The sequence below is a fragment of the Streptomyces sp. NRRL WC-3605 genome (genome assembly GCF_001509795.1).
GTDB classification, from domain to species: Bacteria; Actinomycetota; Actinomycetes; order Streptomycetales; family Streptomycetaceae; genus Streptomyces; species Streptomyces viridochromogenes.
Window position 1 is genome coordinate 1 of sequence record NZ_LLZN01000067.1, and the last position, 26,684, is coordinate 26,684.

The 26,684-nt window shown below is 72.2% G+C and carries 27 protein-coding genes and 1 tRNA gene; 20 read left to right on the forward strand and 8 right to left on the reverse strand.

Going from position 1 to position 26,684, the window contains the following annotated elements; genetic code table 11:
- The first annotated feature begins 155 nt into the window (after positions 1 to 155).
- Positions 156 to 2,840 carry a SpoIIE family protein phosphatase gene (locus ADL34_RS22015; protein ID WP_079034237.1) on the forward strand — a complete coding sequence of 895 codons (2,685 nt, stop codon included), beginning with the start codon at positions 156 to 158 and terminating at the stop codon, positions 2,838 to 2,840.
- 373 nt (positions 2,841 to 3,213) lie between these two features.
- Here the strand turns inward: ADL34_RS22015 and phoU are convergent, their stop codons facing one another.
- Positions 3,214 to 3,915 (reverse strand): phosphate signaling complex protein PhoU, encoded by a 702-nt coding sequence (phoU, locus tag ADL34_RS22020; RefSeq protein ID WP_062669083.1) that lies wholly within the window; start codon positions 3,913 to 3,915, stop codon positions 3,214 to 3,216.
- A 456-nt stretch (positions 3,916 to 4,371) separates the two neighbouring features.
- On the opposite strand from phoU, the gene ADL34_RS22025 reads away from it, so the two are divergent.
- Entirely contained in the window at positions 4,372 to 5,649 is a 1,278-nt protein-coding gene (locus ADL34_RS22025) for a sensor histidine kinase (RefSeq protein ID WP_062669082.1), read from the forward strand.
- Positions 5,646 to 6,326, forward strand: a complete 681-nt coding sequence (locus ADL34_RS22030) for a response regulator transcription factor (protein ID WP_062669081.1) — start codon at positions 5,646 to 5,648, stop codon at positions 6,324 to 6,326. Before ADL34_RS22025 ends, ADL34_RS22030 begins: the two co-directional genes overlap by 4 nt.
- Positions 6,327 to 6,404: 78 nt before the next feature.
- Here the strand turns inward: ADL34_RS22030 and ADL34_RS22035 are convergent, their stop codons facing one another.
- Positions 6,405 to 7,109 carry a hypothetical protein gene (locus ADL34_RS22035; protein WP_062669080.1) on the reverse strand — a complete coding sequence of 235 codons (705 nt, stop codon included), beginning with the start codon at positions 7,107 to 7,109 and terminating at the stop codon, positions 6,405 to 6,407.
- A 614-nt stretch (positions 7,110 to 7,723) separates the two neighbouring features.
- Between ADL34_RS22035 and ADL34_RS22040 the strand changes: the two genes are divergently transcribed.
- The 6 genes from ADL34_RS22040 to ADL34_RS22065 all read left to right on the forward strand — a co-directional run bounded on the left by ADL34_RS22040 (position 7,724) and on the right by ADL34_RS22065 (position 14,075).
- Positions 7,724 to 8,206: a CarD family transcriptional regulator gene (locus tag ADL34_RS22040; RefSeq protein ID WP_003953493.1), complete on the forward strand. Its 483-nt coding sequence runs from the start codon at positions 7,724 to 7,726 to the stop codon at positions 8,204 to 8,206.
- 316 nt (positions 8,207 to 8,522) lie between these two features.
- On the forward strand, positions 8,523 to 9,287 hold the full coding sequence (ispD, locus tag ADL34_RS22045) for a 2-C-methyl-D-erythritol 4-phosphate cytidylyltransferase (protein WP_062669079.1): 765 nt from the start codon (positions 8,523 to 8,525) through the stop codon (positions 9,285 to 9,287).
- On the forward strand, positions 9,277 to 9,780 hold the full coding sequence (gene ispF, locus ADL34_RS22050; RefSeq protein WP_062669078.1) for a 2-C-methyl-D-erythritol 2,4-cyclodiphosphate synthase: 504 nt from the start codon (positions 9,277 to 9,279) through the stop codon (positions 9,778 to 9,780). Before ispD ends, ispF begins: the two co-directional genes overlap by 11 nt.
- A gap of 78 nt (positions 9,781 to 9,858) precedes the next feature.
- The gene (gene cysS, locus ADL34_RS22055; protein WP_062669077.1) at positions 9,859 to 11,256 is read left to right on the forward strand and encodes a cysteine--tRNA ligase; all 1,398 of its coding nucleotides are present in this window, start codon (positions 9,859 to 9,861) and stop codon (positions 11,254 to 11,256) included.
- 99 nt (positions 11,257 to 11,355) lie between these two features.
- Positions 11,356 to 12,297, forward strand: a complete 942-nt coding sequence (gene rlmB, locus ADL34_RS22060; protein WP_062669076.1) for a 23S rRNA (guanosine(2251)-2'-O)-methyltransferase RlmB — start codon at positions 11,356 to 11,358, stop codon at positions 12,295 to 12,297.
- Between the two features lie 134 nt (positions 12,298 to 12,431).
- Complete coding sequence (locus ADL34_RS22065) at positions 12,432 to 14,075, forward strand: DoxX family protein (RefSeq protein ID WP_079034235.1); 1,644 nt, start codon at positions 12,432 to 12,434, stop codon at positions 14,073 to 14,075.
- A 92-nt stretch (positions 14,076 to 14,167) separates the two neighbouring features.
- Here the strand turns inward: ADL34_RS22065 and ADL34_RS22070 are convergent, their stop codons facing one another.
- From ADL34_RS22070 to ADL34_RS22080, 3 genes are all read right to left on the reverse strand, one after another.
- The gene (locus ADL34_RS22070; protein ID WP_062669074.1) at positions 14,168 to 14,899 is read right to left on the reverse strand and encodes a nucleotidyltransferase family protein; all 732 of its coding nucleotides are present in this window, start codon (positions 14,897 to 14,899) and stop codon (positions 14,168 to 14,170) included.
- 114 nt (positions 14,900 to 15,013) lie between these two features.
- Complete coding sequence (locus tag ADL34_RS22075) at positions 15,014 to 15,472, reverse strand: hypothetical protein (protein ID WP_062669073.1); 459 nt, start codon at positions 15,470 to 15,472, stop codon at positions 15,014 to 15,016.
- 209 nt (positions 15,473 to 15,681) lie between these two features.
- Positions 15,682 to 16,773, reverse strand: coding sequence for an ABC transporter ATP-binding protein (locus tag ADL34_RS22080; protein WP_062669072.1), 1,092 nt, complete (start codon positions 16,771 to 16,773; stop codon positions 15,682 to 15,684).
- Between the two features lie 215 nt (positions 16,774 to 16,988).
- On the opposite strand from ADL34_RS22080, the gene ADL34_RS22085 reads away from it, so the two are divergent.
- The 5 genes from ADL34_RS22085 (at position 16,989) to ADL34_RS22105 (ending at position 19,329) form a co-directional block, all read left to right on the forward strand.
- Positions 16,989 to 17,063, forward strand: a tRNA-Thr gene (locus ADL34_RS22085).
- A 190-nt stretch (positions 17,064 to 17,253) separates the two neighbouring features.
- Positions 17,254 to 17,490 (forward strand): hypothetical protein, encoded by a 237-nt coding sequence (locus ADL34_RS22090; protein ID WP_062669071.1) that lies wholly within the window; start codon positions 17,254 to 17,256, stop codon positions 17,488 to 17,490.
- 125 nt (positions 17,491 to 17,615) lie between these two features.
- Positions 17,616 to 17,984 (forward strand): hypothetical protein, encoded by a 369-nt coding sequence (locus ADL34_RS22095; protein ID WP_062669070.1) that lies wholly within the window; start codon positions 17,616 to 17,618, stop codon positions 17,982 to 17,984.
- A gap of 315 nt (positions 17,985 to 18,299) precedes the next feature.
- Positions 18,300 to 18,746, forward strand: coding sequence for a hypothetical protein (locus ADL34_RS36420; RefSeq protein ID WP_199835613.1), 447 nt, complete (start codon positions 18,300 to 18,302; stop codon positions 18,744 to 18,746).
- 235 nt (positions 18,747 to 18,981) lie between these two features.
- Entirely contained in the window at positions 18,982 to 19,329 is a 348-nt protein-coding gene (locus ADL34_RS22105) for a hypothetical protein (protein WP_234375075.1), read from the forward strand.
- A 69-nt stretch (positions 19,330 to 19,398) separates the two neighbouring features.
- On the opposite strand, the gene ADL34_RS22110 is transcribed toward ADL34_RS22105, so the two are convergent.
- The 3 genes from ADL34_RS22110 to ADL34_RS22120 all read right to left on the reverse strand — a co-directional run bounded on the left by ADL34_RS22110 (position 19,399) and on the right by ADL34_RS22120 (position 20,900).
- Entirely contained in the window at positions 19,399 to 19,692 is a 294-nt protein-coding gene (locus ADL34_RS22110) for a hypothetical protein (RefSeq protein ID WP_062669104.1), read from the reverse strand.
- Positions 19,693 to 19,950: 258 nt separating this feature from the next.
- The gene (locus ADL34_RS22115) at positions 19,951 to 20,244 is read right to left on the reverse strand and encodes a hypothetical protein (protein ID WP_062669069.1); all 294 of its coding nucleotides are present in this window, start codon (positions 20,242 to 20,244) and stop codon (positions 19,951 to 19,953) included.
- Positions 20,245 to 20,399: 155 nt separating this feature from the next.
- Positions 20,400 to 20,900 carry a hypothetical protein gene (locus ADL34_RS22120; protein ID WP_062669068.1) on the reverse strand — a complete coding sequence of 167 codons (501 nt, stop codon included), beginning with the start codon at positions 20,898 to 20,900 and terminating at the stop codon, positions 20,400 to 20,402.
- Between the two features lie 362 nt (positions 20,901 to 21,262).
- On the opposite strand from ADL34_RS22120, the gene ADL34_RS22125 reads away from it, so the two are divergent.
- The 6 genes from ADL34_RS22125 to ADL34_RS22150 all read left to right on the forward strand — a co-directional run bounded on the left by ADL34_RS22125 (position 21,263) and on the right by ADL34_RS22150 (position 26,684).
- Positions 21,263 to 22,072: a hypothetical protein gene (locus ADL34_RS22125; RefSeq protein WP_062669067.1), complete on the forward strand. Its 810-nt coding sequence runs from the start codon at positions 21,263 to 21,265 to the stop codon at positions 22,070 to 22,072.
- Between the two features lie 54 nt (positions 22,073 to 22,126).
- A complete protein-coding gene (locus ADL34_RS22130) occupies positions 22,127 to 22,408 on the forward strand; it encodes a hypothetical protein (protein ID WP_062669066.1) in 282 nt (93 codons plus the stop codon).
- 154 nt (positions 22,409 to 22,562) lie between these two features.
- A complete protein-coding gene (locus ADL34_RS22135; RefSeq protein ID WP_062669065.1) occupies positions 22,563 to 23,831 on the forward strand; it encodes a wax ester/triacylglycerol synthase domain-containing protein in 1,269 nt (422 codons plus the stop codon).
- Between the two features lie 34 nt (positions 23,832 to 23,865).
- A complete protein-coding gene (locus ADL34_RS22140) occupies positions 23,866 to 24,147 on the forward strand; it encodes an acyl carrier protein (RefSeq protein ID WP_062669064.1) in 282 nt (93 codons plus the stop codon).
- A complete protein-coding gene (locus tag ADL34_RS22145; protein ID WP_062669063.1) occupies positions 24,144 to 25,352 on the forward strand; it encodes a beta-ketoacyl-[acyl-carrier-protein] synthase family protein in 1,209 nt (402 codons plus the stop codon). The genes ADL34_RS22140 and ADL34_RS22145 overlap by 4 nt, the downstream gene beginning before the upstream one ends.
- Before the next feature lie 51 nt (positions 25,353 to 25,403).
- On the forward strand, positions 25,404 to 26,684 hold the full coding sequence (locus ADL34_RS22150) for a wax ester/triacylglycerol synthase domain-containing protein (RefSeq protein WP_062669062.1): 1,281 nt from the start codon (positions 25,404 to 25,406) through the stop codon (positions 26,682 to 26,684).

Genomic DNA, 26,684 nt, shown 5'->3' on the forward strand with positions numbered 1-26,684 from the left:
CTTCCGACCGCGGCCAAGGGGCCCCGCCCGCGCCTTTTCTCCCCCCCCCCCCGCCCCATCCGGCAGTCCCCCGCCCGCCGCCCGCCCCCCCCCCCCCCGCCCCTAGCTAGGACACGCCGTAGCCAGCAGAAAATGCCGATGGTACAAATAGCGACATGTCGGACCGATTCGACCGGTGGACGCGGGGGCGGTGGCGCTCGCTGGTCGGCAGGAGCCCTCGAAGTGTCGCCGGTCAGGTGTTCGTGCTGCAGGTGGCGCTCGTCCTGCTGCTCGTGGTCTGCGCCGTCGTCGCCCTGATCCTCCAGTCGAGCCGCGACACCCAGACCGAGGCCAAGCGCCGTTCGGTCGCCGTCGCGCAGACCTTCGCGCACGCGCCCGGCGTCCTCGCGGCCCTGCGGTCGGAGAGCCCCTCCGAGGTGCTCCAGCCGCTCACCGAGGCCGGGCGCGGCGCCGCGGGCGTCGACTTCATCGTCGTCATGGACACCAACGGCATCCGCTACACCCACCCCCTGCCCGACCGCATCGGCAAGCGGTTCGTCGGCACGATCGAGCCCTCCCTCGCGGGCCAGGTGTACACGGAGAGCGTGCAGGGGCCCCTCGGCAAGGAGGTCCAGGCGACCGTCCCGATCGAGGACACGGACGGCAAGGTCATCGCCCTGGTCTCAGCCGGACTGAAGGTCAAGAGCGTGACCGGCGAGGCGTACCGCCAGCTCCCGATCATCCTGGGCGCCGGCGCCGGGGCGCTCGCCGTGACGGCGGGCGGCACCGCCCTGGTGAGCCGGCGGCTGCGGCGCCAGACCCACGCCCTGGCCGCGGACGAGATGAACCGCATCTACGAGCACCACGACGCGGTCCTGCACTCGGTGCGGGAGGGCGTGCTGATCATCGACGACGGCCGGCTGCTGCTCGCCAACGACGAGGCCAGGCGCCTGCTGGAGCTGTCCCCGGACGCCGAGGGCCGGTATGTGGACGAGCTGTCCGGGCTCGACCCGGAGACGGTCGAGCTGCTCGTCTCCGGCCGCGAGGCCACCGACGAGGTGCACTTCGCGGGCGACCGCCTGCTGGCGATCAACCAGCGGCACACCGACCGGGCCGGCCCCCGCGGCACCGTGGTCACCCTCCGCGACACCACCGAACTGCAGGCGGTCTCCGGCCGGGCGGAGGTCGCCCGGGAACGCCTCAAGCTGCTGTACGACGCGGGCCTCGGCGTCGGCACGACCCTGGACGTGGTCGGCACCGCCGGGGAACTGGCCCGGATCGCCGTCCCCCGCTTCGCCGACTACGTCACCGTCGACCTCGCCGACGGCGTGGTGCAGGGGGAGGAGCCGACGCTCACGGCGACGGACATGCGGCGGGTCGCCGCGCACGGCATCCGCGACGACCACCCCCTCTACGAGGTGGACCGGCTCATCGACTTCCTGCCCACCACCCCGCAGGCCCGCGGCTACGGCACCGGCCGTTCCGTCCTGGTCGCCGACCTCGCGAACGCCGCCGACTGGCAGGCGCAGGACCCGGAGCGCACCCGGGAGATCCTGGACTACGGCATCCACTCGCTCGTCGCCGCGCCGATCCGGGCCCGTGGCGCCGTCCTGGGCCTGGTCAACTTCTACCGCGGCAAGGAGCACGAGGCGTTCGACGCGGAGGAGCTGTCCCTGGCCGAGGAACTGGTCGCACGGGCCGCGGTCAGCATCGACAACGCCCGCCGCTTCACCCGCGAGCACACGATGGCGGTCACCCTCCAGCGCAGTCTGCTGCCGAGGGAGCTGCCCGAGCAGAGCGCGCTGGACGTCGGCTCCCGCTACATACCGGCGCAGTCGGGGGTGAGCGGCGACTGGTTCGACGTGATCCCGCTGCCGGGCAGCCGGGTCGCGATGGTCGTCGGCGACGTCGTCGGGCACGGCCTGCACGCCGCCGCCACCATGGGCCGGCTGCGCACCGCCGTGCACAACTTCTCGACGCTCGACCTGCCCCCCGACGAACTGCTCAGCCACCTCGACGACCTCGTCGGCCGGATCGACCAGGACGAGGCCTGCGCCGACCGCGCCGCCGTCGTCGGCGCCACCTGCCTGTACGCGATCTACGACCCCGTCACGCGCCGCTGCGCCATGGCGCGGGCCGGCCACCCGGCGCCCGCCCTGGTCGCCCCCGACGGCGAGGTCACCTACCCCGACCTGCCGGGCGGGCCGCCGCTCGGGCTCGGCGGGATGCCGTTCCGCACGGCGGAGTTCGACCTGTCCGACGGCACCCAGCTCGTGCTGTACACCGACGGCCTCATCGAGGACCGCACCCGCGATCTCGACGTCGGCCAGGAACTGCTGCGCCAGGCACTCACCGGCCACCCCGAGCGCTCACCGGAGGACAGCTGCCGCGCGGTGGTGGACGCGCTGCTGCCGGCCGGCCCGACGGACGACGTGGCCCTGCTGATCGCCCGGACCAAGGCGCTGCCGGCCGGCCACGTGGCCACCTGGGACGTGCCGCCCGACCCGTCCGCCGTGGCGGGGGTGCGCGAGACCGTCTCCGCCCAGCTGGCGGAGTGGGGTCTGTCCGAGCTGGACTTCGTCACGGAACTGGTCCTGAGCGAGCTCGTCACCAACGCCATCCGCTACGGCTGCGAGCCCATCCAGGTACGGCTGATCCGCGACCGGGTCCTGACCTGCGAGGTCTCCGACTCCAGCAGCACCTCACCGCATCTGCGGTACGCCGCGACGACCGACGAGGGCGGCCGCGGCCTCTTCCTGGTCGCCCAGACGACCGAGCGCTGGGGCACCCGGTACACCTCGCAGGGCAAGGTCATCTGGGCCGAGCAGGCGTTGCCGGGCGCCGTGGACACGGCACCCTGAGCGCGGTCCGCCCCTCACCTCACCCGCACTGGCACGGGTTGCCGGACTGGCACCCGCATCCGCAGCCCGAGCCGCAGCCGCATGCCCCGAACAGGGGAAGGCTCCGGACGTCGGCGGGCTGTTCGCTCGGGCGTTCCCTCGTGGGGTCGGTCGTCGTGTCGGGCGTGCTGGGGGATTCGGCCATGGTCGGTCCCTCCTGGAAGGCTGGTGCCTGTGCCCATTGGATGCCCGCCCCGCTGGGCGCATCAACGGCGCACGGAGGCTCGCACGCGCCCGGACCGGACCCCGCGAGCCCCGCTCGGACCCGCGCACGAGCCCGCCCGCCCCACGCCCCGCCCGCCCTGCACATCGCCCGCCCTACACCCCGTCCGCCCTACACCCCGTCCGCTCCGGGGGCCGGGGTGATCTCGGGCTGTACGTCGGCCTGGAGCTCGTCGGCGTGCTCACCGGTGACCAGGTAGACGACCCGCTTCGCGACCGCCACCGCGTGGTCGGCGTACCGCTCGTAGTAGCGGCCGAGCAGCGTCACGTCGACGGCCGTCTCGATGCCGTGCTTCCAGCGCTCGTCCATCAGGTGCTGGAAGAGCGTGCGGTGCAGCAGATCCATCTCGTCGTCGTCCTGCTCCAGCTGCAGCGCGAGGTCGACGTCCTTGGTGACGATCACCTCGGCGGCCTTCGCCATCAGGCGCTGGGCCAGCTGCCCCATCTCCAGGATGGTGGCGTGCAGGTCCTGCGGGATCGCCCGCTCCGGATAGCGCAGCCGCGTGAGCTTGGCCACGTGCTGGGCCAGGTCGCCGGACCGCTCCAGGTCCGCCGACATGCGCAGGGAGGTCACCACGATCCGCAGGTCCGTCGCCACCGGCTGCTGCCGGGCGAGCAGGGCGATGGCCCGCGCCTCCAGGTCGTGCTGGAGGTCGTCGACCTTCTGGTCCGCCTCGATGACGCTCTCGGCCAGCTTCAGGTCGGAGTCGAGGATGGCCGTCGTGGCGCGCCCGATCGCCGACCCGACCAGCCGGGCCATCTCGACCAGTCCGTCGCCGATCGAGTCCAGTTCCTCGTGGTACGCGTCCCGCATCAGGGTCCCTCTCTCACATCTGCCTCAGGGGTGGGTCCGGCAGCCCGTCGTCCCACCGGGAATTCCGCATGGCCGGGTGTCGGACGCTCCTACGGTCATGCCTTATGACAGTAGGTCCGTAGGACCAGTAGGACCGTCGACAGTCGTACGGTCGGAAGAAAGACGGCCCGACAGAACGACAGAACGACGGTCCGACGACACGACAGTCCGACAGTCCGGCGGCACTACGGTCCGACGATCGGGTAACCATCAGTGCGATCGTCGTCCCGAACCGCCGACGCCTCCCGCGGAGCCGCCGTACCGCCCCCGACGGTCCCACGATGCGAGTGCCACGCGTCCGTTTCCGCCACCCCCGGTGAACCGGCCCCGTCTCCCAGGTGAACTCTGGGCGACGAGTGTCGGAGGTCGCACTCCGGACGCTGTGGGCATGACCTGGGCCATGCCTAACCTGGACGCATGGACGTGAACGCGGCGGTCGCCGCAGCGGCTGCGATCGCCGGGGTGCTCACCGGTGTCATCGCCATGCTGGCGTTCCGCTGGAGCGAACGCGACCTGAAACGCCCCACCCGCACCTCCCTGCACACCGACCCGGTCCTGCCGCCCGGCGTGGACACGGTCCTGTCGGTGCTGCGCTCCTCCGCCGTCGTCCTCGACGAGGGGGACGCCGTGGTCAAGGCCAGCTCGGCGGCGTACGCCCTCGGCCTGGTCCGCGGCGGCCGGCTGTCGGTCGAGCCCATGCTGCAGATGGCCCGCGACACCCGGCGCGACGGCGAGATACGGCAGGTCGAGCTGGACCTGCCGCGGCGCGGCACCGGGCGCGGCGAGGCCCTCGCCGTGTCCGCGCGGGTCGCGCCCCTCGGCTCCCGGCTGGTCCTCCTGCTGGTCGAGGACCTCACCGAGGCCCGGCGCATCGAAGCGGTCCGCCGGGACTTCGTCGCCAACGTGAGCCATGAGCTGAAGACGCCGGTCGGCGCGCTCTCGCTGCTGTCCGAGGCCGTCATGGACGCCGCCGACGACCCGGAGGCCGTCGAGCGCTTCGCCGGGCGCATGCAGATCGAGGCGACCCGGCTCACCAACCTGGTGCAGGAGCTCATCGACCTCTCCCGGGTGCAGAACGACGACCCGCTGGAGGACGCCGAGCCGGTCCGGGTGGAGGAGCTCGTCGCCGAGGCCATGGACCGCTGCCGGCACGCGGCGGGGACCAAGCAGATCACCATGGCCTCCGGAGGGACCGCCGACCTCAGGATCTGGGGCAACCGCGGCCAGCTCGCCGCCGCGCTCGGCAACCTCGTGGAGAACGCCGTCAACTACTCGCCAGCCCGCACCCGAGTCGGCATCGCCGCACGCCGGATCACCGCGCCGGGCGGCGACCACATCGAGATCGCCGTGACCGACCAGGGCATCGGCATCTCGGACAAGGACAAGGAGCGCGTCTTCGAGCGCTTCTACCGCGTCGACCCGGCCCGCTCCCGTGCCACCGGCGGCACCGGGCTGGGTCTGGCGATCGTCAAGCACGTGGCCGCCTCGCACGGCGGGGAGGTCACGGTGTGGAGCTCCGAAGGACAGGGCTCCACCTTCACCCTGCGGCTGCCGGAGGCGGGCGCGTCCCGCGACCGCGCCCAGCAGCAGCCCGGTCCCGACGACGAGGCCGGGCCCGCAGTCCCCACGCATTCCCGCACCACCCCCGAGTCAGCCGCGTACGAAACGCTTTCCGCCCCGGAGGTCCATCCGTGACCCGAGTGCTCGTCGTCGAGGACGAGGAGTCCTTCTCCGACGCCCTGTCGTACATGCTCCGCAAGGAGGGCTTCGAGGTCGCGGTCGCGACCACCGGGCCCGACGGACTCGACGAGTTCGAGCGCAACGGCGCCGACCTCGTCCTCCTCGACCTGATGCTGCCGGGCCTGCCCGGTACGGAGGTCTGCCGCCAGCTGCGCGGCCGCTCCAACGTCCCGGTGATCATGGTCACCGCCAAGGACAGCGAGATCGACAAGGTCGTCGGCCTGGAGATAGGCGCCGACGACTACGTCACCAAGCCGTTCTCCTCGCGCGAGCTGGTCGCCCGTATCCGGGCCGTGCTGCGCCGCCGCGGCGAGCCCGAGGAGGTGACCCCGGCCGCCCTGGAGGCGGGCCCCGTCCGGATGGACGTCGACCGGCACGTGGTCACGGTCTCCGGTGCCAAGATCGACCTCCCGCTGAAGGAGTTCGACCTGCTGGAGATGCTCCTGCGCAACGCCGGCCGGGTCCTCACCCGGATGCAGCTCATCGACCGGGTCTGGGGCGCCGACTACGTCGGGGACACCAAGACCCTGGACGTCCACGTCAAGCGCCTGCGCGCCAAGATCGAGCCGGACCCGGGCGCCCCCCGGTACCTGGTGACCGTGCGCGGCCTCGGCTACAAGTTCGAGCCGTAGACCGGCCCGGACCGTGCCGACACGCCGAAGGGCGGGACCCCGTGTGTGGGGTCCCGCCCTTCGGCGCGTCTACGGCGCTCAGTGCCCGGCGTTGGCCGACTGGGAGGCGCTGTCGGAGGGGAGGACGGCGGTGCCCGTCTCCTCGGTGCCCGTGCCCGCACCGGCGTTCGCGTCGGCGTCCGCGGAGGCGCCGCCGCTCGGCGTGGTGCCGGCGGCCGGGGTGCCGGTGGCCGAGCCGGACGGCTCGGCGCCCGCCTCCGGGGCGGACGGGACCGCGCTCGGGCCCCAGCTCTCGAAGTAGCTGTCGGCGGGGACGACGAGGGCGCGCAGGCTCACGTCACCGGTCTTGCTGAAGGTGAAGGTGATCGCCTGGGCGTTGCCGTCCTGGATGCTCTCGCGGCCCTTGGACAGCACGGCGGAGGCGTTGTCCTTGCCGCCGAGGATGAGCGAGCCGCCGGCCGGGATGGTCAGGCTGCCGCCCTTGGCGGGCTTGAGCTCGGCCTCCTCGCCGGAGTCCTTCACCTTCACCGAGTCCAGCGTCTGGGCGGTGTCGCCCGAGTTGAACAGGGTCGCGGAGACCACGGCGGGGCCGGTGGACTCCAGCTCGGGCTGGGTCACGACGAGAGCGTTCTGGATCTTGATGGCTCCGACGCTGGTCGCAGCGTTGTCCGGCTTGATCTCCAGTGTCTGCGCGTTGTTGCCGGCTGCGCACGCGGCGAGCGAGGTCATCGAGAACGCGAGGGCGGCGGCGGCGAGGGCGCCGCGTCGAAGGCTGCTGCTCACGGCGGCGGCAACTCCTTGACTCGAACGGGGCGGGCGCGGGAAGCCGCCCTAAGTGTCTGTCAGCGGCCTCAGGTTACCGAGCCGTTCCCGCCCGGCCGCACCCGACCCTCCCCTGAGCCGCCAACTGCCCGCGAAGTCCCTCTTCCACCACCCGTCCCTTCACCCACTTGTGCTCGGGCCGCCGCATTGCCCGTGAGCTGGTCCGTCATTCACATAAGGAGCACCGCATCGCGGCTCGCGGCATTTCCGTGAAGGAATGCGCGGACCCCCGGAATTGATCACCCGGACGTACCGCCGACCGGGTAGTGATCAATTCCGGAATCGACCGGGACCCGACTCGGGACGCCGAACGGAGTAGCGGAAGTCGCACACAAGGAACCGGACATTTGTGTACGTTAGGTCGCTCGTGGGCAGGCTCGGAGGCGTGTGACGGGCGCGTTTCGGCCCGCCCGCAGAGCCCCTCCGACCTGCGAATACCTGCTTCCGTTCGGCCTGCGCAGCACGTTCCTGTTGGAGTTGTCAAGCCCTGAGATATGCCCTGACCTGCGAAAACGCCATTCAGAACCCGCCGTTTCCGTGTTACCCTGGATAGCCACGGAAGGGGTACCTGTCACATGACGTTCAAGGTTGGCGACACCGTGGTCTATCCCCATCACGGGGCCGCGCTGATCGAGGCTATCGAAACTCGTCAGATCAAAGGCGTGGACAAGACCTACTTGGTGCTGAAGGTCGCCCAGGGTGACCTGACGGTACGTGTGCCAGCGGACAATGCGGAGTTCGTCGGCGTACGTGATGTGGTCGGTCAGGACGGGCTGGACCGGGTCTTCGAGGTGCTGCGCGCGCCGTACGCCGAGGAGCCCACGAACTGGTCGCGTCGTTACAAGGCAAATCTGGAGAAGCTCGCCTCCGGCGATGTCATCAAGGTCGCGGAAGTCGTGCGTGACCTGTGGCGTCGTGAGCGCGAGCGTGGACTGTCCGCCGGTGAGAAGCGCATGCTCGCCAAGGCCCGGCAGATCCTGGTGAGCGAGCTCGCTCTCGCGGAGAACACGAACGAGGACAAGGCCGAGGCCCTGCTCGACGAGGTCCTCGCGTCCTGACGCGGTCCATCCGCCTCAGCTCAGCACGAGCCAGTGCTGTGTGATCGCAGCTGCGTGATCGATAAAAGTGCCGCGGTGCCCGATGACTTCCAGTCGCCGGGCGCTGCGGCATGTTCGCACTGCGCTGACGTCTGATCTCGGGGGCGCCCCCGATACTGGACGTGCCGGGCCCGGGCAGCTGTCTCGACCGACTGTCACGGAAGGGTCCGGTCAAGGTGTCGCGCCCGGCACTCCCCCAGCTCAGGCTGACGCCCGAGCAGGGGGCACGCCCAGGCCATACCCACCTGGGCCGAGCACACAAACCTGACAGGAACCGATGTCCGACGAATCGCGTCCCTCGCCCCCGCAAGAGCGCGCCGGCACCCGCACGGCCGTCGTGATCCCGGCCGCCGGACGGGGCGTGCGCCTCGGTCCCGGCGCCCCCAAGGCGCTGCGCGCGCTGAACGGCACGCCCATGCTCATCCACGCCGTCCGCGCCATGGCGGCCTCGCGTTCCGTCTCCCTGGTGGTCGTCGTGGCCCCGCCCGAGGGAGCCGCCGAGGTCAAGAGCCTGCTCGACGTGCACGCGCTCCCCGAGCGGACCGACTTCCTGGTCGTGCCGGGCGGCGAGTCCCGGCAGGAGTCCGTCCGGCTCGGCCTGGACGCGCTGCCGCCGGACCACGACATCGTCCTGGTGCACGACGCGGCCCGCCCGCTGGTCCCCGTCGACACCGTGGACGCCGTCATCGAGGCCGTCCGTGACGGCGCGCCGGCCGTCGTGCCCGCCCTGCCGCTCGCCGACACGGTCAAGGAGGTCGAGCCCGCCGAGGTGCCCGGCACCCCCGAACCGGTGGTGGCCACCCCGTCGCGTGCCCGGCTTCGCGCGGTGCAGACCCCGCAGGGCTTCGACCGCGCCACCCTGGTCCGCGCGCACGAGACCGTGACCGAGGACGTCACCGACGACGCGAGCATGGTCGAGCGGCTCGGCCTGACCGTCGTGGTCGTACCCGGCCACGAGGAGGCCTTCAAGGTCACCCGGCCCCTGGACCTGGTGCTCGCCGAGGCGGTCCTGGCCCGCAGGAGGCTCAACGATGGCTTCTGAGACGTTCCCGCTGCCCCAGGTCGGCATCGGCACCGACATCCACGCCTTCGAGGACGGCCGCGAACTGTGGTGCGCCGGCCTGAAGTGGGAGGGCGAGGGACCCGGACTCGCGGGTCACTCCGACGCGGACGTCGTCGCCCACGCCGCCTGCAACGCGCTGTTCTCGGCGGCCGGGCTCGGCGACCTCGGACAGCACTTCGGCACCGGGCGCCCCGAGTGGTCGGGGGCGCCGGGGACCGTCCTGCTGACGGAGGCCGCCCGGATCGTGCGCGAGGCCGGCTTCCGGATCGGCAACATCGCCGTGCAGGTCGTCGGCCCCCGCCCGAAGATCGGCAAGCGGCGCGACGAGGCCCAGAAGGTCCTCTCCGAGGCGGCGGGCGCACCGGTGTCGGTGTCGGGCGCGACCACGGACGGCCTGGGCTTCCCCGGCCGGGGCGAGGGCCTGATGGCCGTGGCGACGGCGCTGGTCGTGCGGGTCGCCGGGGACGGCTGACGGCGGCGGCGGCGCGGGACGGCGGCGAATCGCCGCCAAGGCACCGGGCAGTGGGATCGGCCCACTACCCTAGGTGTCGTGACTATTCGGCTGTACGACACCAGCGCCCGGCAGATCCGTGACTTCACCCCGCTCACGCCGGGCTGTGTCTCGATCTACCTCTGTGGCGCCACCGTGCAGGCCGCGCCGCACATCGGGCACATCCGCTCCGGTCTCAACTTCGACATCATGCGCCGCTGGTTCGCGTACCGCGGCTACGACGTGACGTTCATCAGGAACGTCACGGACATCGACGACAAGATCATCACCAAGTCCGTGGAACAGGGCCGCCCCTGGTGGTCCATCGGCTACGAGAACGAGCGCGCCTTCACCGACGGCTACACCGCCCTCGGCTGCCTCCCGCCGACGTACGAGCCGCGCGCCACCGGCCACATCACCGAGATGGTCGAGATGATGCGCGGCCTCATGGAGCGCGGGCACGCCTACGAGGCCGACGGCAGCGTCTACTTCGACGTCCGCTCCTGGCCCTCCTACCTGGAGCTGTCCCGGCAGGACCTCGACGAGATGCGCCAGCCCACCGAGGAGGGCATCACCGGCAAGCGGGACCCGCGCGACTTCGCGATGTGGAAGGCCGCCAAGCCCGGTGAGCCCGACTGGGAGACGCCGTGGGGCCGGGGCCGCCCCGGCTGGCACCTGGAGTGCTCGGCGATGGCCCACAAGTACCTGGGCTCCGCCTTCGACATCCACGGCGGCGGACTCGACCTGATCTTCCCGCACCACGAGAACGAGATCGCCCAGGCCAAGGCCTACGGCGACGAGTTCGCCGGGTACTGGGTGCACAACGCCTGGGTCACCATGAGCGGCGAGAAGATGTCGAAGTCCCTCGGCAACAGCGTGCTGGTGTCCGAGATGGTCAAGCAGTGGCGCCCGATCGTCCTGCGCTACTACCTGGGCACCCCGCACTACCGCTCGACCATCGAGTACAGCGAGGAGGCCCTGCGCGAGGCCGAGTCGGCGTTCGCCCGGATCGAGGGCTTCGTGCAGCGCGTCGTGGAGAAGGCCGGCGTCGTCGAGCCGTCCGCCGACGTGCCGCCCGCCTTCGCCGAGGCGATGGACGACGACCTCGGCGTCCCGCAGGCGCTGGCGGTCGTGCACACGACGGTCCGGCAGGGCAACAGCGCGCTGGCCGCCGACGACAAGGAGGCCGCCGTGGCGCGCCTCGCCGAGGTGCGGGCCATGCTCGGCGTGCTGGGCCTCGACCCGCTCGACGCGCACTGGGCCGGGGAGACCGACCGCGGCGAGGACCTGCACGGCGTGGTGGACACCCTCGTCCGGATGGTCCTCGACCAGCGCGAGGCGGCCCGCTCCCGCAAGGACTGGGCGACCGCGGACGCCATCCGCGACCAGCTCAACCAGTCCGGGCTCGCCATCGAGGACGGCCCGCAGGGTCCGCGCTGGAGCCTCGGCCCGCGCTGACCGGACCGGCTCCCGGGAAGATCGATTGTGCCGCCCGGCCCTCCGGGCGGCACACTGCACAGTACGTACTTTCGAACGCTCACGACAGACAGGTAGGTCATGGCCGCGAACAACCGCCGCATGTCCGGCAAGAAGGGCGCGCAGGTCGGCAGTGGCGGCCAGCGACGCAAGGCTCTCGAAGGCCGGGGTCCGACGCCGCCCGCCGAGATGCGCAAGGGGCACAAGAAGAACCGCGTCGCCAACGCCAAGGCGAAGCAGGCCGTACGCCGTCCCGTGCCGCGCGGCCGCGGCGGCAGGAGCACCTCGGAGCTGGTCGTCGGCCGCAACCCGGTCGTCGAGGCGCTGCGCGAGGGCGTGCCCGCCAGCACCCTCTATGTGCAGCAGTTCATCGACAACGACGAGCGCGTCCGCGAGGCCCTCCAGCTCGCCGCCGAGCGCGGCGGCATCAACCTCATGGAGGCCCCGCGCCCCGAGCTGGACCGCATGACGAACGGCCTGAACCACCAGGGCCTCGTCCTGCAGGTCCCGCCGTACGAGTACGCGCACCCCGAGGACCTGGCGGGCGCCGCCGCCGACGCCGGCGAGGACCCGCTCGTCGTCGCCCTCGACGGCGTGACCGACCCGCGCAACCTGGGCGCTGTCGTGCGCTCGGTCTCCGCGTTCGGCGGTCACGGCGTGGTCGTGCCCGAGCGGCGCGCGGCGGGCATGACGGCCGGTGCCTGGAAGACGTCCGCGGGTACGGCGGCCCGGACGCCGGTCGCCCGGGCGACGAACCTGACCCGGGCGCTGGAGGCGTACAAGAAGGCGGGCCTCGTGGTCGTCGGTCTCGCGGCCGACGGGGAGGCCGAGCTCGGTGACGTGGAGGCCCTGGGCGGCCCGGTCGTCATCGTCGTCGGCAGCGAGGGCAAGGGCCTGTCGCGCCTGGTCGGCGAGACCTGCGACGTCCGGGTGCGCATCCCGATGCCCGGTGGCGCGGAGTCCCTCAACGCCGGTGTGGCGGCGGGGATCGTGCTGTACGAGGCGGCCCGCCGGCGCCGCTGAACACCTGTCCGTGGGGTCACCCGTGCGGGCTAATTACGGTGACAGTGGTGCGACCTGCGCATCCTTGACGGGGTCCGGACAGATCGGGCCGGTCAAGGCAGTGTCCTAACCTCGCGTCACTCGGTTAGTTGAGTGTGGACACCAGAACACCCCGCACTCCCACGGGGGACCGCTCGTCGGGATACGACGACGCTCCCGCGCTGAGCATGGTGAAGGTGCCGAGCGATCCGGCGCAGATCATCGTCAATCACGCGAGCTTCCGCGTGCTGCTGGGCGCGTCCACCGGGCGCCCCACGTCCCAGCGGATCGCACGGCACCTGAGCGCCACCCGGGACCCCGCCCGCGTGCCCGCCGCCGACGCCGCGGGCGCGGCGTCCGGCGCCCGGCGCCGGGTGTCCGTCTGGAACGGCATGTCGGCGCCCGACGACACCGGCGCCCACCGCCTCCTCCAGGCCGCCCGGGACGGCAGCGTCCGGCACGGCGACGAGCCGGACCCCTACGGGGGCGGCACCCAGGTCATCCCGCGCGTCGACGTCGGCTACGCCGGCGGCTACGGCGACGACGGCTACGACGACGATCTGACCCGGACCGTCGAGACCCCGATCGTGGGCGCGCAGCGCACGCACGACGAGTCCCTGGAGACCCGTCTGCTGCCCCACATGCGCACGGTCGAGAGCGCGTACGACGAGGAATACGCGTACTCCGCCGACGACTTCGGGCCGCACGACGAGGACGGCGAGCCGGAGGACGGCACCGAGGCGGCGCCCAAGCGCTCCGGCGACGACCCCGCCCGGCACGCGTACTACCCCGGACGCCGGATGAACCTCGGCGTCGTCCTGCTCCCGCTGCGTGTCTTCCTCGGCTTCATCTCCATCTACGCCGGCATGGGCAAGCTGTGCGACCCCGTCTACTTCGACGGCGGCAAGCGCGGCTCCATGGTGACCTGGCTCAACACCCTGCACCCATGGGAAGTCGCCGAGCCGCTGCGCCAGTTCGCGCTCGCGCACCCGGTCGGCTCCGGCCTCGTGATCGCCTTCTTCCAGGTCATCGTGGGCGTCCTCACGGTCCTGGGCTGCTGGCAGCGGGTCGCGGCGGTCGTCGGCGCGCTGCTGTCCGCCGCGCTGCTGGTCACCGTCAGCTGGAAGAGCGTCCCCGCCTACGACGCGCCCGACATCATCTACCTCGCCGCCTGGTCCCCGCTGATCATCGCCGGCGCGCCCGTCTACTCCATCGACGGACGTCTCGCGGGCATGGCCTGGCGCCGGCTCGGCCCGCGCTCCGACATCTGGGAGCTGCGGCAGTACGTGCTGCGCCGCGGCGCCCTGATCACGGCGCTCGTCACCGGGCTGACCCTGCTCGTCGGCTCCCTGCTCGGCGGTGCCGTCCGGGACGCCGACCGTGTGGTGGTGCCCGGCCCGGGCGAGGCCCCGCGCAACGAACTGCCCGGCTCGCCCCTGCCGCAGGAGCCCCACAAGCGGCACCGGAAGACGCCGTCGGCCTCCAACTCGCCGACGCAGGGCGCCACCTCGGGCTCCGCGTCCCCGTCCGGCGCGGCGAGCGCTCCGGGCGCCACCCGGGACGCCGGCTCGACCGGGGTCGGGACGCCCAGCCAGACGCAGGGGACGGCCGGGCAGGCGCCGCCCCAGCAGTCGTCGCCGACCGACCAGGAGCCCAGCACCACCGACCCGACGTCCGGCGGCCCGACCTCCGGCGGCGGCTCCACGGGCGGCGGCTCCGAGCCGGACCGGCCCGGCCTGGTGGGCGGACTGCTGGGATAGCCGGCACCGCAGGACGCCGAAGGGGCCCCGGACATCTCGTGTCCGGGGCCCCTTCGCCCGTGTGGGGCCGTCGTACGGCCGCCGGGGGGCGCTCAGCGGCCCAGCGCCGACAGTTCCTTCGCGGCCTCCGTGAGGTCCTTCGCGGTGTCGATGGCCCTCCAATAGGCGCCCTGCGGGATCGGGAAGCCGTACAGGCGCCGTTCGCGGGCGAGATGGGGGAACGTGGTGCGCTCGTGGTCGCCGCGTTCGGGCAGCAGGCCGGCGAAGGCGGGGGAGAAGACGTAGACGCCCGCGTTGATCTCGAAGGTCGACGGCGGGGCCTCGATGAAGTCCGTGATGTGCCCGAAGCCGTCCGTCTTCACGGCGCCCCAGGGGATACGCGGCCGCGCGAGGGCGAGGGTGGCGACGGCGTCACGCTCGGCGTGGAAGTCGGCCATGTCGCGCAGCGAGAAACGCGTCCAGATGTCGCCGTTGGTGGCGTACCAGGGCTGGTCGGGGTGCGGGAGGTGGCCGGCGGCGTACTTCAGACCGCCGCCGCGGCCGAGGGGCTCGGTCTCGACGACGGTCGTGACGCGCACCGGCAGGTCGGCGGACTTCAGCCAGTCCTGCAGCACCTCCGCGAGATGCCCGCAGCTGATCACGACGTCCGTCACGCCTTCCTCGGCGAGCCAGACGAGCTGATGGCCGATGATCGGCGTCCCCGTGCCGGGGATCTCGACCATCGGCTTGGGCCGGTCGTCGGTGTACGGGCGCAGCCGGGTGCCCTGGCCACCGGCCAGGACGACGGCTTGAACGGGGCGGGACGCGGCGTTCGGATCGGTCATGACCGCACTGTACGCGGCGCCCCGCTCCCGGCACGCGCGGGAAACCGTCCCGCCATCGGCCGTAACCGTCCGGAAGCGCGCGGGTGCCTCCGTGGAGGCACCCGGTCGGCGTGATCAGCGGTGAGCGGCCGCCACCCCCGACGCGAACGCGGTGTCGCAGACGGGCCGGGCGAACGACTGCGCGCGGTTCGGTCCGTACGCGCGGACCGCGGCGCGGCCGAGGGCGCGGGCGATGGACGCGCAGTGCCGGCCCAGCGACGGACGCTCGTCGACCGCCTGCTGGAGATGGGTCAGGGCGATCCCGGGGTTCTTCTCCTGCAGTTCGGTCAGCAGCCGGTCGCGCAGCACGTCCTGCGGAGCGCGCGGGGCGGCGTTCTTCGCACCGCCGACGCTCGTGACGTCGGTCGCCGTGAGCACCGAGTCCGAGGAGTTCCCCGACCAGTTGACCCGGGTGACCGCGAGTGTCCCGGAGAGCACCAGGACGACGGGCAGGACGAGGGCGAGAGTGCGGCCGAGCTGGCGGGCGGGGCCCCGGTGGCCGCGTCGTGTCTGTTGGGTGGTGGAGTGCTTCACGCGAGTGAGGGTAGCGTTCAGTGCGGATATGGCGACATTTAGTCACCGGTTCGAGGGACGGGCAGTCCCCTTTCGTGGGTTGCGTGTTGACGCACACCATTCGAAATGACCGGTATGCCGGGGTATTTGTCGACATGGAAAAGGGCCCCGCAGGGATCTGCGGGGCCCTCCTCGTTTCAACGCGGGTGCCTCACCCGGTGATCGCCGTCTCAGTCGGACAGGCGCGCGCCCGTCGACGTCGAGAAGACGTGGGTCTCACCGGAGCGCGGGACGATGTGCAGCGTGCTGCCCTTCTCCGGGACGTCACGGCCGCTGACGCGGACCACGAGGTCCTTGGAGTCGTCGCCGCCGACCTTGGCGGAGCCGTAGACGTAGGCGTCGGCGCCGAGCTCCTCGACCACGTTCACCGTGACGGCGAGGCCCTTCTCCGATTCGGGGCCGGCCACGTCGAAGTGCTCGGGGCGGACACCGACGGTGACCGTCTTGTCGGTGGTCGCGGAGAGCGCGTCGCGGTCGACCGGGACGACGGAGTTGCCGAACTTCACGCCGCCGTCGGCGATCGGGACCTCGACCAGGTTCATGGCCGGGGAGCCGATGAAGCCGGCGACGAAGAGGTTGGCCGGGCGGTCGTACATGTTGCGCGGGGTGTCGACCTGCTGGAGCAGACCGTCCTTGAGGACCGCCACACGGTCGCCCATCGTCATGGCCTCGACCTGGTCGTGGGTGACGTAGACGGTGGTGATGCCCAGGCGGCGCTGGAGCGACGCGATCTGCGTACGGGTCGAGACACGGAGCTTGGCGTCCAGGTTGGACAGCGGCTCGTCCATGAGGAAGACCTGCGGCTCACGCACGATGGCGCGGCCCATCGCCACACGCTGGCGCTGACCGCCGGAGAGCGCCTTGGGCTTGCGGCCCAGGTACTCGGTGAGGTCGAGGATCTTCGCGGCGTCCTCGACCTTCTGGCGGATCTCCGCCTTCGGGACACCGGCGATCTTGAGCGCGAAGCCCATGTTGTCGGCGACCGTCATGTGCGGGTACAGCGCGTAGTTCTGGAACACCATGGCGATGTCCCGGTCCTTGGGCGGCAGGTGCGTGACGTCGCGGTCACCGATACGGATGGCTCCGGCGTTGACGTCCTCGAGCCCCGCGAGCATCCGGAGCGAGGTGGACTTGCCGCAGCCCGACGGGCCGACCAGGACGAGGAACTCTCCGTCCGCGATCTCGATGTCGAGTGCGTCGACGGCGGGCTTGTCGGAACCCGGGTAGATCCGGGTCGCCTTGTCGAACGAGACAGTGGCCATGGTGAATGGGCCCCCTTCTACCGGCAGGAACGTGCCGGACGATCCGTTGTAGGAAGGTGGTTGGTGTAGTCCACATGTGCGGACTGGCACTGGACGCTACCTGGCGTTCGCCTGGTCTGTCATTACATGGAGCATGTGAACTTCGCGGAAATTTTCGACGGAACCGGCCGCTGAGGTGGGTACACTGCACGGGCGCGTGCGTACACCGCGCGCATGCCTCCTTAGCTCAGTTGGTCCAGAGCGGCTGTCTTGTAAACAGCAGGTCGTCGGTTCGAATCCGACAGGGGGCTCCCGGCGACTGCGGGGCGGCGACTCGAAAGAGGCCGCCCCGCACGTGTTTTCCCGTTCCCTTTCACACCCCCATGTCCCCTCAGGAACACGGGACATGCCCCGTCATGGAATAGGCTCGCTACTGCTAGTGTTCACGTAGTCACAGTGGGCAATCAGCCTCAGCTCCATGTAATGAAATCCGAGGGTTCCATGCGCAAGCTCCACCAGGTCATGATCGCCGCTGCCGCCGCCGGCGGGCTCACCGCCATCGGTGCCGGTACGAGCGTCGCCCACGACGCCACGCCGACCGTGACGGACATGTACCGCCCGTACCAGGAGTGCAGCCCGCAGACCGTGGCCGCCACCGACGTCCCGGTCGCCGTGCTCGGCCTCTCCGAGACCTTCGACACCACCTGCGGTCAGTTCAACAACGCCTTCACCCGCTGACGGTCGGCGAAGTCGTGCGCGACGCCTTCCGCGGGCCCCTTCGGAGTCACCCCCGAGGGGGCCCGTTCCCGCGCGGCCCTCGGGAAGGCGTGTCCGGGCCCACCCCCACGAAGGAGACGCAACACATGTTCAACGGCAAGAGGATCGTGGCTGTCTCGGGGCTGCTCGGCGGCCTCGCCCTGGCCGGTATCAGCGCCGGGCAGGCCCACGCCGCGAGCCCGGCCTGCGCCCTGGACGCGCAGGGCAACATCATCTGCACGCAGACGGTCACCGGGCAGACCCCCGAGGGCGAGGACTTCGTCCTGCGGCGCAGCGTGAACTGCCAGCCGTCGCAGCCCCTCACCCTGCCCGCCCCCGGCGTCCTGTCCAACGGCAAGACCCGGATCGGCCCGCAGATCACGTGCGCCGACATGAACGAGCCGGCGCCCGCGGCCCCCGCCGACAGCGGTGAGCAGAACGAGGTGAGCCCGCTCATCGCCCGTCTTCTGGGCTGAGCGGACGACCGCGGTACGAAGAAAGCAGCGGACGGCCGGAATCAGGGAGACCTGATCCGGCCGTCGCTTTTTTGTGCTCCGGAACGCGCCCGGGAACGCGCCCGGAACGTGCTCGGATCGGTTGTTCGGCAATTGGGTGAGCGTGCCTTCAGGGCCGTGACCCGGCCCCGGGGTCATGTCGTTTTCCCTTGAAGGAGAACGCCGCCGACACACCTCCCGCGACAGTGAAAGATCCCAAATTGCTACGGATTGACTGTATATGCTCACATTAAGTAGTCAACCAGGGCTTCGCGCCCGGGAAGAAAGGGTCAATCCATGCGCAGGTTTCAGCGCGTCGCGGTGGTAGCCGCGGCTGTTGCGGGGCTTTCCGCCTTCGGTATCGGTGCCGGTACCGCTTTCGCCGGCGAGGGTGAGTGGGAGGGGCAGTTCGTCACCGCGGTGGCCAACTCCTCGGCCAACGCCGTCGCCATGGCCGGTGTCCCGCAGGCCGAAGAGGCCGCCGCCCCCGAGGCCGCGCCGGTGGCCGCCGAGCCGCAGGCCGCTCCGGAGGCCGCTCCGGTCGCCGCTCCCGAGGCTGCCGCTCCCGAGGCCGCCGCTCCGGAGGCCGCTCCGGAGGCCGCTCCGGAGGCCGCTCCGGAGGCCGCTCCGGTCGCCGCTCCCGAGGCTGCCGCTCCCGAGGCTGCCGCTCCCGAGGCCGCCCCGGAGGCCGCTCCCGAGGCCGCCGCCCCGGAGTACGGCTACGGCGAGTACGCCGCCAAGTAAGCATCTCCCCGCGGGAAACCGGTGCACGAGATTCAGGGCCTCGCATCGGATTCCCCCGGTACGCCGCACGCGGTGTGCCGGTGAAACCCTCAGCGACTCGCAGCCCGGCCGCGCGGCAGACCCTTCGGGGTGCGCGGCCGGGCTGCGGCGGTGCCGTCGCCGTGCGCGTCCGAGTTCGCGCGGGCGACGGGTTTTTCGAAACTCGACCATCTCCAGGACAAGAGGAACGCAGCACATGACCGGTCGACAGAAGATCGCAACCGTCTCGGGGCTCATCGGAGCGCTCGCCGTCCTCTACGGCGGCGCCGCACCCGCGTTCGCGGACGACTCCAAGGGGGTCTGCACCATCACGTCGCAGGGCGACATCGTCTGCGTGAAGAAGACCGAGGTCGCCCACAAGGACAAGCGCAACGGCTACGTGCTCCAGCAGAAGCAGGACTGCTCGACGACCGAGCGGCCGCGTTTCGTCGGGGTCGACCGGCGGGCGGTGGACGAGGGTGCCACGGACTCGGGCCCCGTGGTCGAGTGCAACAACCGGGCGGAGCTGCCCAAGGGCTTCAAGCTCCCCAAGTTCGACTTCTGACACGAGAAAGCCGGACCCGGAGTGATCCGGGTCCGGCTCTTTCGTGCGTCGGGAGCGAACTCCCTTACGTCACTTGCCGAAGGCGCTGTTGTTGCAGCCCATGGAGGAGCCGAGGCTCGTCTCCTGCGCGCCGGGGTTGCCTTCGCCGTTCAGCAGGTTGCCGCCCAGGCCGTTGGCGATGCCGACCTGGCCCAGGATGTCGACGTTGGCGTCGTGCGAACGGCAGTTGCTGCTCTGCAGGACGCTGACGCTGCTGCCCTTCTGGCCCCAGCCGCCCTGGTCGGCCTGGGCGGTGCCGGCGCCCAGGAGTCCGACGGTGCCGAGCGCGGCGACCACGACGGCGGCCTTGTGGAGCTTGTGCATGTTCATCTCCGGTGGAGTGGAGGGGTTTGCGGTCCGTCACGGACCGCGTTCGTACAGTTACGGAGACTAATAAGAAGTATTTCAAAGCAATGGGCGGCGCGCCCGAATTCGGAAAAGTCTCACCGCCTTGGCCGATGGCCGGCGAATTCGGCATGTGCGCTTATGAATTGAGAGCAAAAAGCAGTCCCGGCGCCGGACTCGCGGTCCGGCGCCGGGACTTGGTCCTCCTGCTCGGGCCGGCGGTGCGGCCCGGGTGGCTCAGAAGGCGCTGTTGCTGCAGCCCATGCTCGAGCCGAGGTGGGTGTCCTGCGCGGCGGGGTTGCCCTCACCGTTGAGGCCGTTGCCCAGCAGGCCGTTGAGGATGCCGACCTCGCCGAGGACGTCCAGGTTCAGGTCGTGCGACTTGCAGTTGGAGCTCTGCAGGACGCTGTACTTGTCGCCGCCGCTCTTGCCGTGGCCCTCGTCGCCGTGCGCGGTGGCCGTGCCGGCGCCCAGGAATCCGACGGTGCCGAGGGCGGCGACCACGACGGCGGCCTTGCGAAGCTTGTGCATGTCATCTCCGGTGGAGTGAGGTGGGGTGCGATCCGTGAGAGATCGACTTCGTACAGTTACCGGAGATTAATAGGAACTATCCGATATGTCCGGGGCGGCACGCCGAGTTGATCGATGTCCCCCCGGAAGCACCCGGAAGCACCCGGATGTCTTGGTCAGCGCGTGGCGTGGGCGTGCGCGAGGGAGTTGGCCTGGCTGTTGGCCTGGTCGCAGTCGATGCCCCGGGTCTCCGCGGCGGCGAGCACCGCGACCGGGACGGCCGCGTTGAGCAGGCTCTGCGGGCTGCACTCCTGGTACGGGCGGAAGAGGTTGGCCTGCTGGACCGGGCCGGACGGCGCTGCGGCGGCCGGCTGCGGGTTGACCTGCGGGCTGATCTTCGGGCTCAGCTGCGGGCTGACCTGCGGGCTGACCTCCGCGCCTTGTTGCGGGGCCGCGGCCGGGGCGGGCGCCTGGCGCTGCGCGGCCGGCAGGTTGGAGGACTGCGCACTGGCCTGGGAGTTGGTCCACGAAGCGGCCTGGGCGTCCTGCTGCGGCGCGGCCGGGGCGCCGCCGCCGTAACCGGCGGGCGTCTCGCCGGCGAGGCTGGGGCCCGCGCCGATCGCCGACAGACCACTGGCTGCTGCCACGACGAGCGCGACCTGGTGAAGCTTGCGCATGGAACTCGGCCCTTCATTGACCTGTGCATGGACGTACGGAAATGTGACTGCGATGGACGACGTCGCTCCGACCCTGTGCGGGGAACGACACGGCGGCTTGTGCGGTCACGTCCCGGAATACGCGGTCACCCGTTTGCCACGGAATGCTTTTATCCGACCGGTGGCATTTGAGTGACGGAATTCGGCGTGCCGTGACCTGGCCGTCCCCCTGTCGTTCCCCAACAGGAAGGCGTGAAGTCCACATGACAGCTCAGGCATTACCCCTGTAAGGGCGCAGTACGAATATCAGACTGAGCGCACGCGACATCCCACAGAATTAATACGGATTTCCCTGCACAGGTAATGAAGGGCCGAGGGTTTCCATGCGCAAGCTTCACAAGGCCGCGCTCGTCGTAGCGGCGGCAGGCGGTCTCACCGCCATCGGTGCCGGCGTGAGCGAGGCCGCCGACTATCCCGTCGGGTACAGCGGTGCCGCCCCGGCTCCCGCTCCCGGTTACCCGGCGCCGCAGTACGCGGCCCCGGCACCGGCTCCCGCCCCGCAGTACCAGGCGCCTCCGCAGTACGCGGCTCCCGCGCCCGCTCCGCAGTACCAGGCGCCGCAGCAGTACGCGGCTCCGGCTCCGCAGTACCAGGCGCCGCAGTACGCCCCGGCCCCCGCTCCGCAGTACCAGGCGCCGCAGCAGAGCGCGCCGGTCGCCGCGGCGGCGACGTCCCGTTCGGAGAGCACCGCGGCCGCCGGCCGTCCGCAGCCGGCCCCGCAGTACGCGGCCCCGGCTCCGGCGCCCGCTGCGATGGCCGCCCCGCAGCAGCCCGCCGGATACGCCAGCGCCGCCGCCACCTCGGGCGGCTACGCGCAGGCCGCGACCCCCGGGGCAGCCCCGCAGGCCGCCGCCCCGCAGCAGGCGGTGCCGCAGGTCGTGCCGCAGGTGACGCCGCAGGCCGCACCGCAGGTCATGCCGCACGTCGCCCCGCACGTGTCCGCTCCGCAGGTCTTCAACCCGGAGCCGGCGCCGCGGGTCGCGCCGCAGGTCAACCCGCAGGTGAACCCTGAGGTGAACCCGCTGATCAACCCGCTGATCTCGCCGGCCAGCGCGCCGCAGGTGCCGGGCCTCGGCCTGGGCCAGGTCGCGGCGCCCCCGGTGGGCCAGCTGGGCCTGCCCCGCCTCGGCTGATCACCGCACCGATCCGCCGTACACCCCCGCAATCGCAAGACCAACGGAGAGAACATGCGCAAGCTCCACAAGGTGGCCCTCGTGGGCGCCGTCCTCGGCAGCGTCGGCTCGTTCGGCGCCGGCACCGCCCTGGCCCACGGTGAGGGCAGGGCCCACGACGTGGACATCACGCAGGGCATCGAGTGCCGGTCGCACGACATGAACATCGACGTCCTCGGCAACCTCGGCGCCCTGAACGGCGCGCTGGCCAACGCCCTCAACGGCGAGGGCTCCCCGGGCGCCCAGCCCAGCCACCTCGGCTCGGACATGGGCTGCAACAGCGCCGCCCTCAAGTAGCCGCAGGAAGTGCCAGGTTCACGCCCGCTCCGTCACGGGGCGGGCGTTGGACTGCCACCTCCGGCAACGCTGTGTGAACGTGTGTGACTCTACGTGTATGGTTGATCGCGTCGGCTCACGAGGCCCGACGGAACGGACGGCGAGGAGTGGTCCCTTGGGCAAGTCGACCTTGCTGAAGATCCCCCGCACGCGACTGTCCTACGCCGACGAGATGCTGCTGGTCAACGGCTGCCCCGGAGTCATCGGCCTGGCCGCCGTCTTCTCCGGCGAGCCGCCCGCACTGGACCGGGTGCGCGCCCGTGTCGCCGAGCGGTGGTCCGGCCTGGAGCGGATGCACCAGGTGCTGGACCGCCCCGCGGGCGGCGCGCGCTGGACCGTACCGGGGCCCTTCGACCCCAGCGCCCATGTCGCCGTCACCCGCGCCGGGTTGGACGAGCTGTGGGCCACCAGCGTGGACGGGCCGCTGCCCGGCGGCCTTCCGCCCTGGCGGCTGTACGTCGTCCCCGGCGCCGCGTACGGCGGTGACTTCGCGCTCGCCCTGGTCGCCCAGCACACCCTGCTCGACGGGCGGTCCCTCGCGACGCTGATGCGGGCCCTCGTGGACGAGCCGGCCGCGGCGCGCGCCGCTGCCCGGCCGGCGCCGTTCCGGCCCGGGCTGCGCGCGGCGGGCCGGGAGCTCAGGACGATGACGGCCGTCGGGCAGTCCGTGCCGCTGCGGCCGCCCGGTGAGGCCCGCGCGTCCGTCGCCGTGCGTGAACTCGCCGCGGAGACCGTGCGGTCGGCCCGCCGCCAGCCCGCCGACGGCCGGGGCGCCACGCTCAACGAACTGCTGGTGGCCGCCGTCGCCGGGGCGCTGCGCGCCCGCTACGGCCCCGTCCGGGACTGGCGCGCACGGGACGAACCCGTGTACACGGCGGTGCCCTGCGATCTGCGCACCCGGACCAACACCACGGAACTCGGCAACACCGTCACGGTCGTCCGGGTGCCGTTGCCCGTCGACGTGGACGGCCCCGTGGCCCGCCTGCGGGCCTGCCAGGCCGCGCTGGCCACGGTCCCCGACCGGGCGGCCGTCCACGCCGGCGTGCTCTTCCCCGCTGCAGAAGCGGTTCGCCGCACGGGGCCCTGGGTGACCCGGCTGCTGACCGGCCGGGGCCGGCACACCTGTTTCGCCGCGACCGCCACCACGGCCCTGAAGTGGCCCGGCGCGGCGGACACGTTCGACGGGCGCCGCCTCGTGCGCACGGTGGGGCTCCCGCCCCTGCAGCGACCGGGCACCGCCAGCTTCGCCCTGGCCCAGGTGGGGGACGCGTACACGCTCACCGTCGTGGCCCATCTGCGGCCGGACGACGCCGGACGGCTCGCGGACGCGGTCGTCACGGAGTTCGGGACCTGGGCCCGGACGACGGCGCCGTCAGTGCTCTGACGGCACCACGGCACCACAAGAGGGAGGCAGTTGGATGGAAGCGGAACACGGCGACGTATGGGAAGCGCTGCGCCCGCTGTGCGCGCGGGTGATGTCGGTGCCGGCGGAGGCGGTGGTGCCGCACGCCCGGCTGGTCGCCGACCTCGGCGCCGACAGCCTGGACATCACCGAACTCGAGGTGGCGTCCGAGGAGATGTTCGGGGTGTCCCTGCGGGGCACCGACAAGACCGGGGTGTCCACCGTGGGTGATGTCGCCGACCTGATCGTGCGGCTGCGCGCCGGGGCTCTGGGCCTCCACAGCCCCGTGGGCCGATGACCGGCCGCCCCGCCGTCGCCGTCACCGGCCTCGGGGTCCGCTGCGCGGCCGGCTCGACCCCGGACGAGCTGTGGGACAGCCTGCTGCACGGCCGTTCGGCGGTCTCGCTGCACTCCTTCGACGCCGAGGGCACCGTCGTGCACCCCGCGTCGGCGATGAGCGGCTTCGACGCGGTCGGGTACCTCGCGCCCAAGGAGGTGCGGCGGACGGACCGTTCGGTGCAACTGGCGGTGTGCGCGGCCCTGGACGCCGTGGCGGACGCCGGCGGGCTGCACGTGCCGTCCGATCGGCGCGCGGTGGTCACCGGCACCGGCTACGGCGGGGTGACCAGCCAGGAGAACGGCATCGGGCAGCCCGACGTGCTCTACGCGCCCCGGCTGATGAACAACGCGGGCGCGTACTGGATCACCGCCAAGCTCGACGTCACCGGGCCGAGCCTCACCGTGTCCACCGCCTGCTCGTCCGGTACCCACGCCGTGGGCGAGGCGCTGCAGATGATCCGGTCCGGCTGCGCGGACGTCGTGGTCGCCGGAGGGCACGACAGCCCCCTGACACCGACGACCGCGCTGGCGTTCGGGCGGGCAGGCGCCATGGTCACCTCCTGCGCCGAACCGGCCACCGCGTCACGGCCGTTCGACGCCGCGCGGCAGGGCTTCGTGCTCGCCGAGGGCGCCGCCTTCCTGGTGCTGGAGCGGCTCGACCTCGCCCGGGCACGCGGCGCGCGCGTGTACGCCACGCTCACCGGGTACGGACGCACCTCCGACGCCTACCACCTCACCGCGCCCCATCCCGACGGCGCCGGCGCGCGGGCCTGCATGGAGCAGGCGCTGGCCGACGCCGGGACCACCGCCGACGCCGTCACCCATGTCAACGCGCACGGCACCGGGACCGAGTTGAACGACCTGGCGGAGGCGCGGGCCATCAGCGGCCTGTTCGGCCCGCGCCGGGTGCCCGTGACCGCGCCGAAGGCGGTGACCGGGCACGGACTGGGGCTGGCCGGGGCGCTGGAGGCCGTGGTCACCGCGCTGTCCGTGCGGGAGGGGATCGCACCGCCCACGGCTCATCTGACCCGGCTGGACCCGCGCTGCGAACTGGACGTCGTCGTCGGCGAACCGCGCAAGATCCCGGACGGCCCGGTGATCAGCAACAGCTTCGCCTTCGGGGGCCACAACGCCTGTGTCGTCCTCGACTCGCCCCACCTGTGAGCACCGGCGGCGGCAATGACAGGGGGGAACGCGGAAGGGAGGCGGCGGGGCATGAGGCTGACGGCCATCGAGGAAGGGCACCTGCGCAACGGGATGCCCGGGACCATCGGGATCGCGGGGCTGTTCCCCGCGGACGGGCCGCCGTTCGACCTGGCGTGGCTGCGGGCCCGGGTCCGGGAGCGATGGGGCGGCCTGGAACGGATGAGCCTCGCCCTGCGGCCGCCCGCCGGCCCGGCCGCGTTCTCCGGGCACCGCTGGGCGGTCCGGCCGTTCGACCCCGCCGCGCACATCGCCTCCGACGACCGGGACCTGCACACGCTGCTGACCGACGCGGTGAGCCGGCCGCTGCCCGAGGACCGGCCGCTGTGGCGGCTGCTGGTGACGGAGCGGGCCACCGCGGACGGTGAGCGCGCCGTCGTCCTGCTCGCGCACCACGCCCTGCTCGACGGGCGGTCGCTGGAGACGCTGTTCCGGCTGCTGATGGACGACGCCGCGCCGCCCCGCCCGTCCGCGCCGGGCACCCCGCCCCGCCGGCGGCCCGTCCGCCCCGCCACCGTCGGCCGGGAACTGCGCGTCATCGGCGCCCGGGGCCGCGCTCTGCCCGCCCCGGCGGAGCGGTACGCGCCCTCGGTGGCCGTGGTGCGGCTCGACGCGCCCGTGATGCGCGCCGCGCGCCGCCAGCCCGAGGCCGGCCGGGGCGCCACCCTCAACGAACTGCTGCTCAGCAGCTTCGCCGGCGCCCTGCGCGCCCGGTACGGCCCGCTGCGTGCCTGGCCCGCCGGACCGGCCCCGCTCTTCGGCACCGTCCCCGTCGACCTGCGGGGCCGGCACGACGCGCAGCGGCTCGGCAACGGCGTCACCGCGCTGCGCATCCCGCTGCCCGTGGACCTGGACTCGCCGGTGGCGCGGCTGCGCGCCTGCCAGGAGGAGGTCGCGGCGTTCGACCACCGCTGCGACGCGCACCGGGCGATCCTGCCGCCGCTGCTCGCCACCGCGCGGGCCATGCCGTGGCTGGCCGAGGTGATGGCCCGGCGCCTGGCCCGCCCCGAGCTGACCACCAGCCTGTGCACGGCCTTCAAGTGGCGGGACAACCCGAGCCGGCTGCACGGGAGCACCCTGGCCCGGGTCGTGCCCCTGCCGCAGCTCGCGACACCGGGCACCGCGAACCTGTGCCTGGTGCACTGCGCGGACACCTACACCCTCACCGTCGTCAGCCATCTGCGGGACGGGGACGCCGAGCTGCTCGGCGGCGTCGTTGCGCGGGAGCTGGCGTCGGTCGCGGCGTGCGAGGCACCGGCCGCACGTCCGGCGCGGGAGGTGCGGGCGCGGTGA

Coding starts and splice junctions, on each gene's coding strand:
- ADL34_RS22015 (WP_079034237.1), top strand. CDS start 156: ATGTCGGACCGATTCGACCGGTGGACGCGGGGGCGGTGGCGCTCGCTG.
- phoU (WP_062669083.1), bottom strand. CDS start 3,915: ATGCGGGACGCGTACCACGAGGAACTGGACTCGATCGGCGACGGACTG.
- ADL34_RS22025 (WP_062669082.1), top strand. CDS start 4,372: ATGGACGTGAACGCGGCGGTCGCCGCAGCGGCTGCGATCGCCGGGGTG.
- ADL34_RS22040 (WP_003953493.1), top strand. CDS start 7,724: ATGACGTTCAAGGTTGGCGACACCGTGGTCTATCCCCATCACGGGGCC.
- ispD (WP_062669079.1), top strand. CDS start 8,523: ATGTCCGACGAATCGCGTCCCTCGCCCCCGCAAGAGCGCGCCGGCACC.
- ispF (WP_062669078.1), top strand. CDS start 9,277: ATGGCTTCTGAGACGTTCCCGCTGCCCCAGGTCGGCATCGGCACCGAC.
- rlmB (WP_062669076.1), top strand. CDS start 11,356: ATGGCCGCGAACAACCGCCGCATGTCCGGCAAGAAGGGCGCGCAGGTC.
- ADL34_RS22070 (WP_062669074.1), bottom strand. CDS start 14,899: ATGACCGATCCGAACGCCGCGTCCCGCCCCGTTCAAGCCGTCGTCCTG.
- ADL34_RS22080 (WP_062669072.1), bottom strand. CDS start 16,773: ATGGCCACTGTCTCGTTCGACAAGGCGACCCGGATCTACCCGGGTTCC.
- ADL34_RS22090 (WP_062669071.1), top strand. CDS start 17,254: ATGCGCAAGCTCCACCAGGTCATGATCGCCGCTGCCGCCGCCGGCGGG.
- ADL34_RS22095 (WP_062669070.1), top strand. CDS start 17,616: ATGTTCAACGGCAAGAGGATCGTGGCTGTCTCGGGGCTGCTCGGCGGC.
- ADL34_RS36420 (WP_199835613.1), top strand. CDS start 18,300: ATGCGCAGGTTTCAGCGCGTCGCGGTGGTAGCCGCGGCTGTTGCGGGG.
- ADL34_RS22105 (WP_234375075.1), top strand. CDS start 18,982: ATGACCGGTCGACAGAAGATCGCAACCGTCTCGGGGCTCATCGGAGCG.
- ADL34_RS22110 (WP_062669104.1), bottom strand. CDS start 19,692: ATGCACAAGCTCCACAAGGCCGCCGTCGTGGTCGCCGCGCTCGGCACC.
- ADL34_RS22115 (WP_062669069.1), bottom strand. CDS start 20,244: ATGCACAAGCTTCGCAAGGCCGCCGTCGTGGTCGCCGCCCTCGGCACC.
- ADL34_RS22120 (WP_062669068.1), bottom strand. CDS start 20,900: ATGCGCAAGCTTCACCAGGTCGCGCTCGTCGTGGCAGCAGCCAGTGGT.
- ADL34_RS22125 (WP_062669067.1), top strand. CDS start 21,263: ATGCGCAAGCTTCACAAGGCCGCGCTCGTCGTAGCGGCGGCAGGCGGT.
- ADL34_RS22130 (WP_062669066.1), top strand. CDS start 22,127: ATGCGCAAGCTCCACAAGGTGGCCCTCGTGGGCGCCGTCCTCGGCAGC.
- ADL34_RS22140 (WP_062669064.1), top strand. CDS start 23,866: ATGGAAGCGGAACACGGCGACGTATGGGAAGCGCTGCGCCCGCTGTGC.
- ADL34_RS22145 (WP_062669063.1), top strand. CDS start 24,144: ATGACCGGCCGCCCCGCCGTCGCCGTCACCGGCCTCGGGGTCCGCTGC.
- ADL34_RS22150 (WP_062669062.1), top strand. CDS start 25,404: ATGAGGCTGACGGCCATCGAGGAAGGGCACCTGCGCAACGGGATGCCC.